Below are 14,489 nucleotides of genomic sequence, written 5' to 3'. Positions count from 1 at the left end.
GGCTGACTCCACACGGGAGCATGCCGGGCATGCCCCTTGCTCAAGCACCGCGCCACACAGAAACGAGGCCGCGCATGCGTTTCCCCACGGGGCTCCAGGTCATCGTCGATCCCTCCTCTCGCACGCCCTGGTACGGCGAGATCGTCGGACACATCGACTCGACGACCTACGACGTCCTGATGGGAGGGAGCTACTCCGCGAAGCGCCAGGTCGCGGCGAATCGCCTCGCCTTGCGACCGGACCTGGATACCTTCCTCGACAAGAAGGTGAAGGTCATCGAGGCCAAGGGCGAGAAGAACGGCTTCGTTTGGCAGGATCTGCTGGGAGTCGAGCAGGTCGCCCAGGAGGTCATCCGCAACTACGCCCCCGCGAAGCACGTCTTCCTCTGCCTGGGAAACTCCCCGTACCCGCTCTGCTACTACCTGGAGATCTTCAAGGACTGTCGCGTCATCTACATGCCCTTGAGCAACGTGGAGTGTCTGGGGGTCGAGACCACCAACGACTTCAACAAGAAGATCAACCAGCTGTCGGAGGAAGCCGCGGAGGGCAAGGGAGACCGGTTCAATCTCCGCGTCAAGACCCTCTTCGACGACCTGGTCATCGAAGCGGGAGGCGCGGAGAAACTGAAGGAGTGGGAACTCAGCGAGATGCGGTCCGAAGCGGATCTGCTGGCCAAGAAGGAGGAGGCAGCGGAGGACGAGGCGCGGATGGAGAAGGTCTTCGAGCTGCGGCGGAGCAGCTTCCAGGAGATCTTCAAGGTCGAGAAGTATCTCTCGAACTTCACGGAGTACGTCAGCCGCTACGTCCCCTTCGACGAGCTCGACGACAAGAACCTGTCCGTGGTCGTGGTGGACTTCGTCACCTCGGGCAACGCCATCCTCGGCGTCAGTGAGGGCATCAAGGCCATCTTCGCCAGACGGAGCCAGTCGCGGGCGCGCTGCAAGCTCTTCGGCCTGCGCGCGGCCCCGACCCTGTTCAAGGGAATCGACGCGGGCGTCTTCATCCAGGACGACAGTCGGAAGCTGCGCTTCACCAACGAGTTCCTGAGGAAGGTCATCAAGGAGACCTACAAGAAGCTCGAGCTGCTCCTGTGCAAGACGGGTTCAGTGAACTTCATCGACGTGCTGGAGAGTGGGAAGTATTCGCTCACGGCGCGGCGGAGCAGCGTCGTCCTCTTCAAGCTCCTGATGCGCGCCAGGCACACCCTCCTGAATCCCCCGAACAGGACCGTCGAGTTAGCGCGGAAGGACGTCTTCGGTTCCTGAAGGCGCCTCGATAGCCAGGGGCCCATCAATCCAGCACGCCCCAGAAGCTCGATGACCTGAGACCCCATCACGGGAGGGCGCCATTTCCAGGCGCATCCATGCGAAGCCCTCCGCCGCTCTTGCGCACAGAGCCCTCCAGCCCTCCCAGGGCGGAGACCGAGGCCCCCGTGAGGTCCATCAGGGCGTCGGGCACGGCGCATAGGCGCGCGGGTCTTCGGGCGCCTCGCGGCGATAGCACAGGCGATACGTGCGTTCCTTCGTCCGGGAGCCCGGCTCGTAGGCGCGGCCACCTCGAGAGGACTTCGCGAAGCGGGCGGATTCGCGGATCGACTCCCGGACCTCGAGTTCGCGAGGGAACCCCGAGCCCACGGTGGAGACCTTCGCCGTCATCTCACGCCGGTCATCTCCGCCGAAGAAGCCCCACGTGACGGAGAAGATGGAGCGCAGCGCGCCCGCCTCTCCCTCCCAATACGCCCATTCATGGACGGCGCGCCGGACCGTCACGACGCGGAGGACCTGTCGCACCGGGTCGGTGAGGTTCTCGACGATGACCCCGGTGGAGGAGTGCCCCGGCTCGACCAGCCCCGGGAGGAACGGCATCGGGACGACACAGAAGGAATCCGCGGCCCCCGTCGGATGCAGCACGACGCCATCCAGCAGCTTCTCCTCACCGCACACCGTCCCCTCGGCCAGGAGCACGAAGTCCTCCACCTCCGCCGACAGGAGGCGCGCACGGGAGACCGCGAGCCGAGCGGAGGCCACCGCCTCCCCCTGCCCACACGCCAACGCCACGCCCATCCCCACGGATTGGAGCAGCTCGCGCACCTCGCGGGTCGACTTCGCCGCCTCCACCCGCCGCGCCAGCTCCTGGGGCTTCGCCGTCACGCGCCGCGAGGATGGACACTCCCCGGTGGCACTCATCGCGGGGACACCGCCCTGGCGCGGAGACTCCGCGAGGACCTCCGGCGCGCCCCCCAGGAGGACCAGGAGCGCGATGCGACGACTGGGATGGGCATGCACGTGGCGAGGCCTCTCTCCCTGTCGAACGGGGCCTCCGTCCACCTGTCGCACGCGCGGGACGCCGCGTCGTTCAACGGTCCAGCGCCGCGCACGTGATGCAGTGCCGGGCCTCCGGCACCGCGCGCAGCCGGTGACGCCCGATGGCGCCACCACACCGCTCGCACCGTCCGAACGCGCCCCGGTCGATGCGCGCGAGCGCCGCCTCGATGTCCCGCAGCTCGCGACGGTCCGCCTCCGCCAGCTCCGGGTCCACGACCTCCAGCCCCTTCATCGCCGGGCGAGCCCCCGCTCGGAGCCGGTCGCCTCGCAGCATCAGGGCCTCACGGGCCTCACGCGCCAGACTGTCCATGTTCATCTCCCGCGACCGACCCCGGGCGCATGCGTCGCGGACATCGCGACACTCCTCTCTGGGAGTGAACCGGCGGTTTCAGGAAGCATGCCATGGGTCGACCCGGCCTCCTGGAGCGCCGGGCGCGCAAGCCTTGCGGACCCGCGTCATCGACCCGCAGTGCTTGCGGCCCCGCAGCCCCTGGACCGCTGCGTCAAACCCTGGCAGCCGTCACGCGCGCCTGCCCTCGTACCAGGCATTCATCCCGTCGACGGCGCGGTCCACATCCGCCATCGTGTTGTAGATGTGCGGGCACAGGCGGAACGTCTTGTCGTCCCCCGAGCCGGCGATGCGGTAGCGCGGGTCTTCATACAGCCAGTCGTACAGCGTCTTCTCCCGCTGCTCCTTCGGCGCCTCGACGCGCACCACGCCCCAGCTTCGCGCCGGGTCGCTCGGCGTGACGAGCTTCCACCGCCCGCCGGACGCCTGGAGTCGGGACATGAGGTGCTGGCCGAGCCGTGCGACGCGCTCGTAGGGCCCACGCGGCTGCAGGAGCGTCCACATCCGCTGGGTGAGGTCCAGCGCGATGATGTTCACGTCGTCGCGCTGCCCGATGAGCTCGAAGCGCAGCGCGTTCTCCGGCAGCTCCCGGTACGGCTGGATGACGATGCGGTAGTCGTAGCCGTAGATGCTCGGCATGAAGTTCCGGGCCTTCTCCTTGCGCATGAAGAGGATGCCCGTCTCCTTGGGCCCCAGGAACCACTTGTGCGCGCTGGACACCAGGCTGTGGCAGTACGCGTTCGCCAGGTCGAGCGGTCGCGCGCCCCACGCCATGGTCCCGTCGATGTGGACGTGGCAGTCCGGGCGGTTCGTCCGCACGTGCTCCCAGATGGCCTTCATCACCGACTCCGGCATGCGGAAGCCGTTGCTGTTGGCCGTCTCCGTGTACGTCACGAAGCGCGTGCGAGGGGTGATTCTGCGGATGAACGCCTCCGCGATGCCCGCCTCCGACGCGCTCGTCGGGAAGCTCACCTCCTCCACCGTGAAGGGCGTGGGCCGGCCGGGCCACTCCGCGCGCATCCTCCACGCCTCGCGGTTGGTGGGATGGTTCTCCGCCCACATCACCACCGTGTCGTTCCCGTCCGCGCTCCAGCCCCGGAAGCCGCAGTTGATGGCGTTGTTGGCCTCCGTGGCGTTGCGGACGATGGCGAGGTCGGTCGGGTCGGTCAGCCCCAGGCCCAGCGCCAGACTCCTGCGCGTCTGCTCCAACTGACGCACGCGCTCGCCCTGGGCGGTGCGCATCTGCTGCGACACATTGAGGTTGTATTCGAGGCGCAGCTCGTTGAGCGACTCGATGAGCGCCGCGGGCTCCGGACAGAGGTTGGCCGCGTTCATCGGGGTGACGCGCTCGGCGGGGGCGACGGTCGCGAAGCCGAACTGCTGCTGGAACTCCGTCCAATAGGCCTCATCCGTCTTCTTGGAGGGAGCGCGGACGGCCTCGAAGAACCGGTTCAGCCGGTCCGTCAGCGCGCGACCGCGCGCCGGGGAGAGCAGCCCCGCGTCGGACAGCGGCGCGAGGAGGGTGCGGCAGTCGAGGGACTCCGCGGTACTGGCGACCACGTCGGGACGAGGGGCGTTGAACATGGGGCGCTCCGGCTGCGGGTGGGTCGGCCACCGTGCACCCGAGACCGCCCCCGGGACATGCCCCCGGAGGGCACCCTCGGGTTGACGAGCCGACATCCGGCCCCGCGCCCCGCCCTCAATCCGGTGCGTCGTAGGCCCGCCCGTCGAACGACGGCCGGGCCATGACCTCCTTCGCGAGCCGGTCGGAGAAGACCTGGCCCTCGCGGGCGTAGGCCTCCGCCTCTTCCGAGGTGAGCCGCACGCGCACCGCGCTCATCGCGATGCCGCCCACGACGACCTCGAGGACCAGCGCTCCGTCCGCCTCGCGCAGCACGCGGTAGAGCAGCGGGCTGACATACAGGACCTGCTCGCCACCCATGCGACCTGCCTCCCGCGCGAGGCGGAGGGGAACCACCGACTACGGAATCTCCGCCACCGCCGCCTGGGGCACCGGCGCGTTGATGACCATGATCTCCGGCACGCCGCCGGAGGTGTAGCCGCCGAACTTGAAGCAGTCCGTGTCCTGCTCGCTCTGACACTTCCAGACGCCCGGGTCGTTGTCCACGGGCAGGCGCGCGCACGCGCCCGCGGCGCTCAGGTCCAGGGTCATCATCCGCAGCGGCCCCTCGAAGTTCTTCGCCGGCAGCCCCAGCGCCTGGCCCAGCACCGCCGGGTCGTGCGTGGCGCCCGTCGTCGCCTTCTTCACCGCGTCGTGGATGACGCCCGAGGGCGCGGCGAACAGATAGCAGGCGCTGTCGTTGCAACGGCCGAAGTTCTTCGCCCCCGCCTGCACCACGTACTGCTGGTACTGCGCCTCCTTCATCAGCCACGACACCTTCCCGTCCGGGAAGTTCTTCGTCAGGTGCTGCGCGATGCTCCACGGGGTGGCGCGCTGGTCGGCCTCCTTGGAGATGGCCTCCTGCGCCGCGTCGCACGTCAGCGCGACCGGCGTCGTCGGCTCCTGGCCGGTGGGGGTGGGAGACGCATGCCTGCAACCCACCACGAAGAGCGCGCCGACCAGCAGACCACGGACCATCCAGGACATCGTCATGTTTGGAACCTCGTTTTCCAGGTTGATGGGGTGCGCACCCTAGTCCAGAAGAGCAGGACTTCGGACAATCGGTGTCGTGGAGGTGTCACCAGGCCACAGTCGGGTGGCACCGCGGGGCCCGGGTCTGGAGACACCGCGCGCAACGGGTGACGTGCCCGCACAGGGGCATCGACTTTTGGCGCGGGACGGGGCAAGCCAGGGGCCCTATGCGTCCGCCATTCTCCGGTCCCCCGCCCGAGCGGGGCCTGTTCTGCAACCGCACCCTCAACCTGCGGGCCATCAAGGCCGTGGGTTACGACATGGACTACACGCTCATCCACTACCGCGTGGAGGCGTGGGAGCGTCGCGCGTACGAGCACATCCGTGACCGGCTGGTGGAGCAGGGCTGGCCCGTGGGAGAGCTCCAGTTCGACCCGGCGCTCGCCATCCGGGGCCTCATCATCGACACGGAGAAGGGCAACCTGCTCAAGGCCAACCGCTTCGGCTTCGTGAAGAAGGCGCTGCACGGCACGCGCCCCATGGAGTTCGAGGCGCAGCGCGACGAGTACGCCCACACCGTCATCGACCTGCACGAGCGTCGCTGGGTGTTCCTCAACACGCTCTTCTCGTTGTCGGAGGCGTGCATCTACGCGCAGTTGGTGGACCGGCTCGACGCGGGCGTGCTGCCCGGCCCCATGGGCTACGCGGACCTCTACGAGCACGTGCGCAAGAACCTGGACGCCACGCACATGCAGGGCCGGCTCAAGGCGGAGATCATCGCCGACCCGGAGCGCTACGTGCTGGACGACCCGGAGACGCCGCTGGCGCTGCTCGACCAGCGCAACGCGGGCAAGAAGCTGCTGCTCATCACCAACAGCGAGTGGGCCTACACCGAGCCCATGATGCACTTCGCCTTCGACCGGCACCTGCCGGACGGCATGACGTGGCGGCAGTTGTTCGACGTGGTCATCGTGTCCGCGCGCAAGCCGGAGTTCTTCACCTCGCGCTCGGCGCTGTTCGAGGTGGTGGAGACCAACGGCGAGGCGCTCCTGCGTCCGCACTCCGGCCCGTTCAAGGCGGGCACGCCGTACTTCGGCGGCAGCGCGGTGGAGCTGGAGCGGCACCTGGGCGTCAGCGGCGACGAGGTGCTCTACGTCGGCGACCACATGTTCGGCGACGTGCACGTGTCGAAGAGCGCGCTGCGCTGGCGCACGGCGCTCATCCTCCGCGAGCTGGAGGACGAGGTGCGCGCCATCGCCGCCTTCCGCCCCACGGAGGCCCGGCTCGCCGAGCGCATGGTGCTCAAGGAGCGCATGGAGTGGGAGAGCTGCCAACTGCGGTTGGAGTTGCAGCGGCGGCGCGCCAACTACGGGCCTCGCCTGGACACGCCTCCGGAGGCGGAGCTGGTGACCCGCCTGGCGGAGCTGCGTGAGTCATTGGAGGGGCTCGACGCGGAGCTGGGCCCCATGGCCCGCGCCGCCACGGAGCTGTCCAACCCCATCTGGGGGCTGCTCACCCGCGCCGGCAACGACAAGAGCCACCTGGCCCGACAGGTGGAGCGCTACGCGGACATCTACACGTCGCGCGTCTCCAACTTCCTGTTCGCCACGCCGTTCGTCTATCTGCGCAGCCCGCGCGGCAGCCTGCCGCACGACCCGAGCCTGCCCGGCGGCACGCCCGTCTTCCCCGCCGCGGACAGCGGGGGCGGCATGGCGGACGACGCCGAGTAGCGCCCCGCGTCCGCGCGGCGAGGGCCCGCCACGGCGCGGGGCGAGGCCCCACCGTCGCGCCGCCTGAACGCCCCGGGTGGGCGGCCTGGTGGCAAGGCGCGCCGGGCCCGACGTCGCGGTGTGGTGGCCGCCTCCGGGGTGGCGCCCGTCGCGCCAGGGCGACTGGGTGAGCCGTCAGAGCGCCTGGCGGTCCGGGGGCAGGTGGGTGGCGACGTCGTCCGCCCCTCCCTCGGAGATGAGGTCGCGCATCGCGTGGAACACCGCGCGCACGACCGGCTCCGCGCGCTCCAGCGGGAGCGACAGGCCCTCCGCCACCGCCTCGAGGAGCGCCTCGCGGCCGAAGCGCCGGGGGCGATGCGCGCGCTGCTCGGGCGGGGGCAGGAACTCCACCAGCTTGCGCGGCAACCGCGCCTCCAGGTCCTTCGCCTCGGACGGATGGATGCGCCGCGCCAGGGCGCACGGCACGGCCACCGCCGCGCACTCGGCCAACGCCGGCTCCAGCCGCCCCACCTCGCTCAGGTGGCGGATGAAGGACGCGTAGCTGGCGCCCGTGCGCGAGGCGTGTCGCTGGGCACGGTGCTCCGCCTGCTCGCGCTCGGTGATGGGACGGGACATGGGGCCTCCTCTCCAGCGGAGGACTCCATGGCTGCGCGCCCCACCTCCCCTTCAGCGGCGGCCGACCGGACGGGGGCTCGCGTGCCCACCCCGCAGGGTCCCCGCGCAGATCCGCGAAAACACTGGCTTTTCGTTCAGTACCCCTCCTCGGAGGGCGAGCGGGCCTGGTGGGGGACGCGGCCATGTCAGACCCCCTCTGTAGAAGTTGTCTCGTGAGCCGATCGACCGTGAACAGCTCTTCCTCGCGTGTACTCGAGCAGCGCAACCTGCTCGGGGGGATGGACGTCATGCCCGTGCTCGGTCGCGGAGCGCGCAAGCGCGCCCGCGCGTTCCATGTCGCCGCACCGGGCCGCATCGGGTTCGCCACCGCCCTGGCGCTGGTGGTCGAGCACGGCCGACAGAAGGCCAAGGAGATTGGCGTCACGTCGCTGAGCCGCTGCCCGCGCTGCAACCACGTGGGCCCCACGGACCAGGACTTCGGCTACCGGCAGATGACCAGTGGTCGCCGGCCGCAGTCGTGGTGCCGGAGCTGCCGGGGGCAGCACCTGGAGTCGAGCGAGTCCTCGCGGCCGGCCAGCACGACGACGGCGTCGGCGAGCGAGGAGGGCTGGCTCTTCCCGCCCGAGACGACGACGAGCACCCGGCCGCCCCGGCGGGGCAAGGGCTCCTCGACGTAGGCGGTGGATGGGCTTCCCTTCGAGGGGGGAGCGGGGCCTCGAACCCCCGGGTTGGACCCGTGGACGAGCCCTCCCCCTCGGGGGAAGACGGAGCGGGCGAGCGAGGCGCGAGCGCGACTCGAAGCCCCCGTCCTCCTCCCTGGAGGGGGTTGGAAAAGCCGTGGCGCCGTCCTTACCTCACCGAGGAAGGAGGGCATCATGGCGGTGCGGACCAGAATGGCGGGTGTGAAGAACAAGCGGCGGGTGGCGACGGCGGACGAGGCCCAGCCGAACGTGCAGGCCTCCAAGGGACGCAAGACGCTGCCCCGGGACGAGGCCGCGGCGCTGCGGCGCCGGCAGGCGTTGAAGCGGGTGACGCTCGGCCCCGCGGCGGAGTTGCACGAGCCCAAGAGCAACCGACGAGGCACCTCGCTCAACGGCCGGAAGAAGGCGCCCAGCGAGATGGCCATCAAGCACCGGGGTGGGCCGCGCAAGCGGCTGCGCATCCACGGCGGCTGAGGAGCACCTCGCGTCTCACGTGCACACCGCTTGCGTCCGGAGCGACCGCGGGCGCGGGCGGTGTCGTCGTCTCGGCGGGGCTCCGCGTGTGGCAGACGTCAGGGCTGTAGCCAGAACCAGCGCCCTTTCGAGCGCAGTGCCCCCGACAGGAACTCCGCGAAGGAAGCGGCGATCCGCGGGCAATGGTCCGGGGCGGGAAACATCTCGCGGTAGCCGTCGCGAATGGGATGGCGGCCGTTCTCCTGGTGGCTCACATCGAGCAGGATGTAGTTGCTCTCCCGGACCTCGCAGATCGCGTACCAATCCCGTGGCCCTGCCTTGTCGGTGTCGTCCGCGAGGATGAGGACGCGCCCCCGACGAATCTCCTTCAACGGACCGGGCCAGCGCGGCACTACGAACCGAAGCGCATTTCCTGCCGCTCCTCAATGCAGCCCTGGTTTAAGATGCCCACTTCTCGAGGTGAGTTGGACAGAAACCATGGTCGCACAAACGCCGGACCCGCTGCCGCCACAGACCTTTGCAGTTGAAGCCGGGCATTTTCGTGCGTTGGCGCATCGACGGATCGTGCTCGCCTTGGTCTCCTTGCCGCTTCTTCTCGGGTCCGGCGCCCTGACGGTGTCGATCGCTCCGTCACTGGCGCTGCTCACCGTGGTGAGCCTGTTCTTCGCCTTTGCATGCATCACCATTGTCTCCCGCCAGCGGCAAGTGGCAATGGAAGCCTCCCAGCAAGAACTCGTCCTCGAAGGGGATCGCGTAACCTTCGCCTCCGAGGGACCACGTCGCGTCCTCCGCGCCATCGACCGCCCTGGCTACCTTCGCCTCCTCAGCACCGAGAACTTCGCGGCTGCATTCTGGTTTGACGCACGGAGGGATCCGACCGCCTTCTTCGACGTTCCTCTTCCGAAATCGGAACGCGTTGTCCTGACCGAGGCATTGAAAGCCGCTGGCATTCCCATCCGACAGGAAGGGTCCATCGCACGGGTGCTGTCGCTGGTCGGAGTGTTGGCACTCAGTCTTGGCGCGCTCACTGTCGCGCGAGTCGCACTCAAATCAGCAGCCACAGTTCTCGCCGCGGCCCTGTCATTGGGAGGGCTCTTGGCTGCAACATTGGTGACCACGCTCATCGCGGCCATCTGGTGGGCCACGCGTGACACCTGACGACGTCACTTCGAAGCGCGGCCCCAATACGTGCGAAGTTCCTTCTCACCTCAGCGAAAGCGGTTCGTCGCAGTCTCTAGAGAAGCTGAGAACGAGTTCGCGCAGGGCGTCATTCGGGGGGGGCGCTCGGTCATGATTGCGTAGGCATCCCGGCTCTCGTGCGCGTCGAGTTCCTCGCCCTCGAGTAGACGGAGCACGGCTTCCTTCTTCCGCTTCGCCGAGAACCGACCGCGCTCCGCTGTCCTGTCCTGCTTCTTCACATCCACCTCCCGAGGGGAAGCCATCCCCAGAGAGGTGTCTCAAGAAGTCCTGGGGCGGAGGAGGGGCAGCGCATCTGACCGCCCCCCCTGCGGTCGTCACCTCAGGGCGCGGTCACTGGGCAGGGCCACCAGGAGGGCGGCGAGCCCCGGTCATCCCAAGCGCCGTCCCAGTAGTCGCGCAACGTATACGCCACCGTGTTCGCGGTAGAGCAGAAGCGCTCCGGATGGGGGTTCACATACAGCACCTCCTCGAAGCGCGACACGGAATGGATGTACATGCCGCAGTGCTGGGTGCTCCCGGGGGGAGGCGGCCCTTGGGTCGAGGCGCGCACCGTATCCATGAGGGCCGGGAAGTTGGGCTGCGCACACGCGAGCTCCCGGAGGAAGTCTCGCGACTCCAGGATGATGTTCAGGTCCACCTTGCGCGTCGTCAGGAAGCACTCCTCGGAAGTTGACGTGTAACGCACCGTCAGCACGGAGTACCCCTGGGGCACCTCCGGGCAGTTCGGGAACATCGTGTTGAAGATCGGGTGGAGCGCGCCCTCGCGATACACGATGCTGGAGTTCTCCGTCGCGTCTTCGCTGTAGCCCTCCTGAAACCCGACGACGATGTCCGTGCTGGAAGTGGCCTCGTTCGAGACCCGGTCGAACTTCCTGTTGCCGTTGCCGTCCACGTAGGCCAGCACCTGGGCGACGCCCAGCCAGGAGCCTTCCTCCCCCATCAGGGCCCCAGGCGCAGGCAGGCGACGGAGGGGCATGCTGAAGGTGTTGGGGAAGCGGCCGTTCACCTCGACCTCCACCCCGGGGTGGTGGAACGACGACTTGGGGCTCAGCCGCTGGCAGTTGGCGAGGCTTCCCGGAGGCGTTCCCTCGACGATGCAGTCCACGACGACCTTGGGCCAGGTGGTCCAGAGGAGCGCGGCTCGCAGCCGGTCGGCGTTGCCCAGCTCGGATGAAGATGCGGTGGGTTGGAGCGTGCCCTCGAGCGTGAGCATGGGCTCGTCCTCGGCTTCGTCCCCCAGGACACCTCCACAACCCGCAAGCGCCAGCGTGAGCAGTCCCCACTTCCAGAAACCGCGTCCCATCGTCGTCATGTTGGCTCTCCTCTCGGTCCACGGGAGCAATCCCATGTCACGTGACAGGCATCAGCCGGGAGACACGCGCGCCTTGCTTCGGGAGCGCGCGGGCCACCGGGTCGATGCGAGCAAGGAGACGCGCGAGCAGATTGCCGTGGGACATGACTCCGGACTTCACAGCCCCCAGGTGCAACCGAGCATCAGGAGTGGCGCGGATTGCGTCCTGAGCTTTTCGTCCTCGCGCATCAACGCGACATGGCCGCCCAGCCGGGCGAAGAGGCCCGTGCTCGCGCTCACCGGCACCTCGGCGGTGAGCGTGGCGAAGATAGCGACTCCCGCGCCCGTACGAGTCCGCCCCGCGGGCAAACCCAGCTCGCGGCGCCGCTCCGCATCCGGGCTCGTCGCGCGCTGGGCCAGCCCCAGCACGCCGACGCCCGCGTGGCCTCCCACCCAGACGCGCCCCACCGAGCCTGCCAGGCCCAGGCCACTCCACAGCCCCAACTCCACTTGCTGGAGCTTCTGCGCCGGCGTGGAGCCCCGGGAGGCCCCTAGCGTGAGGCCCCCGAGGAAGGACAACCCCAGTCCTCCGGTGCCCTCGCGCGCGAGCAGCACGCCCACCTGCGGCCCCCAGCCCCCCAGTTGCGTCGAAGAGCGCGCCGCGCCCAGCGCCGCTTGAAGGCGCCAGGTGCTGGCCTCCAGGAGCGCGCCCTTTCGCTGATGCAGGGCCAACGTGCGCACCTCCAAGGACTCGGGCTTCAAGCGCTGCGTCTCGCCCCAGGGCAGGTACACCTTGCCATAGAGCACCTGGGGGCCGCGCCGCACCTGCACGCGGTAGCGGCCCGAGGGGAGCGCGACGCTCACCGGGTCCTCGGCTCGGGGCGCCACCTCCGCCATCACCTGCAGCGTGCGCTCGTCCACGAGCACGACGCTGTCCCCCACCCCGGCGGGGAGCTCGAGCCTCGCATGGGACCGTGAGAGCGTGGTGAGGAACAAGTCCCCTTCTCCCGCGAGCTGACTGGACAGCTCCGGGTGCTGCACCGCCGCCGTGGAGGCATGCGAGCCCGCGAGCGTGCGGTGGTAGACGTAGGCATACGCTTCCGTGAGCGAGACGCGGCCATCGCCGTCCACGTCCGCCGCGCCCCGCAGGCCCGAAATCAGGTGGTGCGTGAAGAACGAGCCCCGGAGGCTGTCCGACTCCTGCGCCACCTCGTGCGCCCCGGCGGAGGCGATGAACACGCGGCCCGCCGGCCCCACCTGCCGGAGGAAGGAGATATCGAAGGCGGGCGCGGACTTGAACCCCTTGGACCGGCCGCGCACGAGCGCGCCACTGTGACAGGCGTCCAGCATGGCGACGGTGACGGTGGCCTGGACCTCGGCCAGCAGCCGCTGCAACTCCGCGAGCGGGAGCGCCTCGCCGCCCACGCGCAGCGAGGCCTCGTCTCCGTGCCCCGAGAAGTAGAAGAACAGCAACGTGCGCTCTCCGGCGCGCCGAGCCTCCTCCATGCGGCCTCGCATCCGCGCCAGCCCCAACCGGAGATTCGAAACCGACTCACCACGCAGGAGCAGGCGGCGGTCCTCGGGCACGCCGCCAAGCTGGCCGAAGACCGCGTCCATGCGCTCGGCGTCCTGCTGGGCCCAGCGCAGGGGCTCATCCGAGTCCAGGCCCAGGTCGTGTCCGACACTGATGGAGAAGCGGCTCTCCGCGCTCGCGACCGAAACGGAGAGCAGGACGAGCAGCGCGCCGAGCACGCGCGCGCCTCGGGCGCTCACGGCAGTTCCTTGGGCAGCGCTCGCAAGACATGGCGGGTGCCGGGCAGCGGCGTGAGGGTCGGTGGGAAGTCCCCCTCTCGCACCGCCTGCTCCAGCCAGCGTTGGACGTCCGCGGGCGAAGGGGCATCCCCGTTGTCGGCCGCGAGCACCACCACCAGCGCCTCCTGCTCGGGGGCATCGTCCAGTTCCAGACTCCCGGGCAACACCCACCGCCCCGGCCCCAGGGTCAGCGCCCCGCCCGTGGTCGGAAAACCCTGAAGTGGCGTGACGCGACCGCGCTCACTCAGCGCCAGCACATAGAGCGCGCCGCCCTTCGCGTCCTCCACCTCCACACGGACGCGATCACCGGAGCGCAGCACCACCCCGGGTCCCTGCTCGAAGACGACCTCGCCTCGCTTGACGAGCACCCGCGCGGTGAGGCCACCGCGCACGCGCACCCTCTCCAACTCCTCGAACGTGCCGAGGCCTGGCAGCACCACCGCGAGCACCACGCCCAGCATCAGCACGGGCAGGCTCCAACGCCAGAGCCCGCGCCAGCGGCTCGGACGAGGTGCCTCCAACCGACCCCTGATGGGCCCGAAGGGACGCACGAGGGCGAATGCGGCCTTTTCGGCCCGTCGCGCGCGAAGGTGCGCCGCAAGCGCGGGCGAAACGCGCGCCGCCTCCTCCACGTGCCGGGCCTCTTCTTTGGAGAGTTCGTCACACAGGTAGCGCTCCAGCAGGAGGTCCGGCACACCCGGGAAGCGAGGAATGGAGGAGGGACTCATGCGGGGGCCGTTCCCTTTCGCGGCGCAGGACGCGGGACGACGTCCAGGAGCCGCCGCGCGGTGTCGAAGAAGGTCTGCAACTTGCGCTGCACCGTCTTGCGCGAGACGTCGAGCAGCGCGGCGATCTGCTCCTGCTCCAGCTCATCGATGAAGCGGTGGGCCACGACACGCTGGACGTCCTCCGGACAGTGGGAGAGGACGCGCCTCACCAGGTCCGCATCCACCAGCAGCCGCTCCAGCGCGGCCTCAGGGGAAGCGCTGACCTCCGGAAGCGGCGCCAGTCGCGTCAGCGCGAGAGTGGCCTCGGTGCGCCGGCGGCGCAGCACCGAGAAGCACTGTCGGTCCGCCACGGTGAGCAGCCATGACAACGGAGAGCCCGCGGCGAGAAGCGGCTTCAGATTCGCGTGGATGCGGAGGAACACTTCCTGCGTCGAGTCCCAGGCCAGCGCCTCGTCGCCGAGCAGTCGCAGACAACGCCGATGCACGGCTTCACCGTAGCGACGGTAGTAGCCCTCGGTCTGCTCGACCTCGCTCACCGGCTTGCGCACGAACATCACCCCTGGGCCGATACCCGCCCTGCCATCAGTCTCGCCCGGTACGGGCGGCGGGGGGCTCGCCCCCCCCGAAGCGAGACGCATGACCCTCATTCCGTGGGACATTTCCCAGCCGCTT

General features: G+C 69.4%; 16 protein-coding genes. 5 read left to right on the top strand and 11 right to left on the bottom strand.

The features are described 5' to 3' along the window. The first annotated feature begins 74 nt into the window (after positions 1–74). Positions 75–1,265 (top strand): hypothetical protein, encoded by a 1,191-nt coding sequence (locus LZ198_RS28100; protein WP_253975163.1) that lies wholly within the window; start codon positions 75–77, stop codon positions 1,263–1,265. 177 nt (positions 1,266–1,442) lie between these two features. Here LZ198_RS28100 and LZ198_RS28095 read toward each other — a convergent pair whose 3' ends face one another. From LZ198_RS28095 to LZ198_RS28075, 5 genes are all read right to left on the bottom strand, one after another. Beyond that, on the bottom strand, positions 1,443–2,285 hold the full coding sequence (locus LZ198_RS28095) for a hypothetical protein (protein ID WP_253975162.1): 843 nt from the start codon (positions 2,283–2,285) through the stop codon (positions 1,443–1,445). A 70-nt stretch (positions 2,286–2,355) separates the two neighbouring features. Then, positions 2,356–2,634 (bottom strand): TraR/DksA family transcriptional regulator, encoded by a 279-nt coding sequence (locus LZ198_RS28090; RefSeq protein ID WP_253975161.1) that lies wholly within the window; start codon positions 2,632–2,634, stop codon positions 2,356–2,358. A 210-nt stretch (positions 2,635–2,844) separates the two neighbouring features. Continuing rightward, positions 2,845–4,257: an aminotransferase class V-fold PLP-dependent enzyme gene (locus tag LZ198_RS28085; RefSeq protein ID WP_253975160.1), complete on the bottom strand. Its 1,413-nt coding sequence runs from the start codon at positions 4,255–4,257 to the stop codon at positions 2,845–2,847. Positions 4,258–4,372: 115 nt separating this feature from the next. Then, positions 4,373–4,615 (bottom strand): hypothetical protein, encoded by a 243-nt coding sequence (locus LZ198_RS28080; RefSeq protein ID WP_253975159.1) that lies wholly within the window; start codon positions 4,613–4,615, stop codon positions 4,373–4,375. A gap of 39 nt (positions 4,616–4,654) precedes the next feature. Continuing rightward, positions 4,655–5,287, bottom strand: a complete 633-nt coding sequence (locus LZ198_RS28075; RefSeq protein WP_253975158.1) for a hypothetical protein — start codon at positions 5,285–5,287, stop codon at positions 4,655–4,657. A gap of 206 nt (positions 5,288–5,493) precedes the next feature. On the opposite strand from LZ198_RS28075, the gene LZ198_RS28070 reads away from it, so the two are divergent. Continuing rightward, complete coding sequence (locus LZ198_RS28070) at positions 5,494–6,996, top strand: HAD-IG family 5'-nucleotidase (protein WP_253975157.1); 1,503 nt, start codon at positions 5,494–5,496, stop codon at positions 6,994–6,996. Between the two features lie 174 nt (positions 6,997–7,170). On the opposite strand, the gene LZ198_RS28065 is transcribed toward LZ198_RS28070, so the two are convergent. After that, complete coding sequence (locus LZ198_RS28065) at positions 7,171–7,611, bottom strand: DUF2267 domain-containing protein (protein ID WP_253975156.1); 441 nt, start codon at positions 7,609–7,611, stop codon at positions 7,171–7,173. 182 nt (positions 7,612–7,793) lie between these two features. Here LZ198_RS28065 and LZ198_RS28060 point away from each other — a divergent pair, with 182 nt between their 5' ends. Both LZ198_RS28060 and LZ198_RS28055 read left to right on the top strand, forming a co-directional pair. Then, on the top strand, positions 7,794–8,288 hold the full coding sequence (locus tag LZ198_RS28060; protein WP_253975155.1) for a hypothetical protein: 495 nt from the start codon (positions 7,794–7,796) through the stop codon (positions 8,286–8,288). A 198-nt stretch (positions 8,289–8,486) separates the two neighbouring features. Beyond that, positions 8,487–8,786: a hypothetical protein gene (locus tag LZ198_RS28055; RefSeq protein ID WP_253975154.1), complete on the top strand. Its 300-nt coding sequence runs from the start codon at positions 8,487–8,489 to the stop codon at positions 8,784–8,786. 98 nt (positions 8,787–8,884) lie between these two features. Here the strand turns inward: LZ198_RS28055 and LZ198_RS28050 are convergent, their stop codons facing one another. Continuing rightward, positions 8,885–9,157: an SMI1/KNR4 family protein gene (locus LZ198_RS28050; protein ID WP_253975153.1), complete on the bottom strand. Its 273-nt coding sequence runs from the start codon at positions 9,155–9,157 to the stop codon at positions 8,885–8,887. 106 nt (positions 9,158–9,263) lie between these two features. Here LZ198_RS28050 and LZ198_RS28045 point away from each other — a divergent pair, with 106 nt between their 5' ends. After that, positions 9,264–9,944 carry a hypothetical protein gene (locus LZ198_RS28045; protein ID WP_253975152.1) on the top strand — a complete coding sequence of 227 codons (681 nt, stop codon included), beginning with the start codon at positions 9,264–9,266 and terminating at the stop codon, positions 9,942–9,944. 361 nt (positions 9,945–10,305) lie between these two features. On the opposite strand, the gene LZ198_RS28040 is transcribed toward LZ198_RS28045, so the two are convergent. From LZ198_RS28040 to LZ198_RS28025, 4 genes are all read right to left on the bottom strand, one after another. Further along, complete coding sequence (locus tag LZ198_RS28040; RefSeq protein ID WP_253975151.1) at positions 10,306–11,298, bottom strand: hypothetical protein; 993 nt, start codon at positions 11,296–11,298, stop codon at positions 10,306–10,308. 156 nt (positions 11,299–11,454) lie between these two features. Continuing rightward, positions 11,455–13,050, bottom strand: a complete 1,596-nt coding sequence (locus LZ198_RS28035) for a caspase family protein (protein WP_253975150.1) — start codon at positions 13,048–13,050, stop codon at positions 11,455–11,457. After that, a complete protein-coding gene (locus tag LZ198_RS28030; protein WP_253975149.1) occupies positions 13,047–13,817 on the bottom strand; it encodes a hypothetical protein in 771 nt (256 codons plus the stop codon). Before LZ198_RS28030 ends, LZ198_RS28035 begins: the two co-directional genes overlap by 4 nt. After that, positions 13,814–14,371 (bottom strand): RNA polymerase sigma factor, encoded by a 558-nt coding sequence (locus tag LZ198_RS28025; RefSeq protein ID WP_253975148.1) that lies wholly within the window; start codon positions 14,369–14,371, stop codon positions 13,814–13,816. The genes LZ198_RS28030 and LZ198_RS28025 overlap by 4 nt, the downstream gene beginning before the upstream one ends. Positions 14,372–14,489 lie beyond the last annotated feature (118 nt).

This window comes from Myxococcus dinghuensis, assembly GCF_024198235.1.
Classification (GTDB): domain Bacteria; phylum Myxococcota; class Myxococcia; order Myxococcales; family Myxococcaceae; genus Myxococcus; species Myxococcus dinghuensis.
The sequence above is the reverse complement of the archived record's forward strand: the minus strand, read 5'-3'. Positions and strand labels throughout refer to the sequence as shown.

Coding starts and splice junctions, on each gene's coding strand:
- LZ198_RS28100 (WP_253975163.1), top strand. CDS start 75: ATGCGTTTCCCCACGGGGCTCCAGGTCATCGTCGATCCCTCCTCTCGC.
- LZ198_RS28090 (WP_253975161.1), bottom strand. CDS start 2,634: ATGGACAGTCTGGCGCGTGAGGCCCGTGAGGCCCTGATGCTGCGAGGC.
- LZ198_RS28085 (WP_253975160.1), bottom strand. CDS start 4,257: ATGTTCAACGCCCCTCGTCCCGACGTGGTCGCCAGTACCGCGGAGTCC.
- LZ198_RS28080 (WP_253975159.1), bottom strand. CDS start 4,615: ATGGGTGGCGAGCAGGTCCTGTATGTCAGCCCGCTGCTCTACCGCGTG.
- LZ198_RS28075 (WP_253975158.1), bottom strand. CDS start 5,287: ATGACGATGTCCTGGATGGTCCGTGGTCTGCTGGTCGGCGCGCTCTTC.
- LZ198_RS28070 (WP_253975157.1), top strand. CDS start 5,494: ATGCGTCCGCCATTCTCCGGTCCCCCGCCCGAGCGGGGCCTGTTCTGC.
- LZ198_RS28065 (WP_253975156.1), bottom strand. CDS start 7,611: ATGTCCCGTCCCATCACCGAGCGCGAGCAGGCGGAGCACCGTGCCCAG.
- LZ198_RS28060 (WP_253975155.1), top strand. CDS start 7,794: ATGTCAGACCCCCTCTGTAGAAGTTGTCTCGTGAGCCGATCGACCGTG.
- LZ198_RS28055 (WP_253975154.1), top strand. CDS start 8,487: ATGGCGGTGCGGACCAGAATGGCGGGTGTGAAGAACAAGCGGCGGGTG.
- LZ198_RS28045 (WP_253975152.1), top strand. CDS start 9,264: ATGGTCGCACAAACGCCGGACCCGCTGCCGCCACAGACCTTTGCAGTT.
- LZ198_RS28040 (WP_253975151.1), bottom strand. CDS start 11,298: ATGACGACGATGGGACGCGGTTTCTGGAAGTGGGGACTGCTCACGCTG.
- LZ198_RS28030 (WP_253975149.1), bottom strand. CDS start 13,817: ATGAGTCCCTCCTCCATTCCTCGCTTCCCGGGTGTGCCGGACCTCCTG.
- LZ198_RS28025 (WP_253975148.1), bottom strand. CDS start 14,371: ATGTTCGTGCGCAAGCCGGTGAGCGAGGTCGAGCAGACCGAGGGCTAC.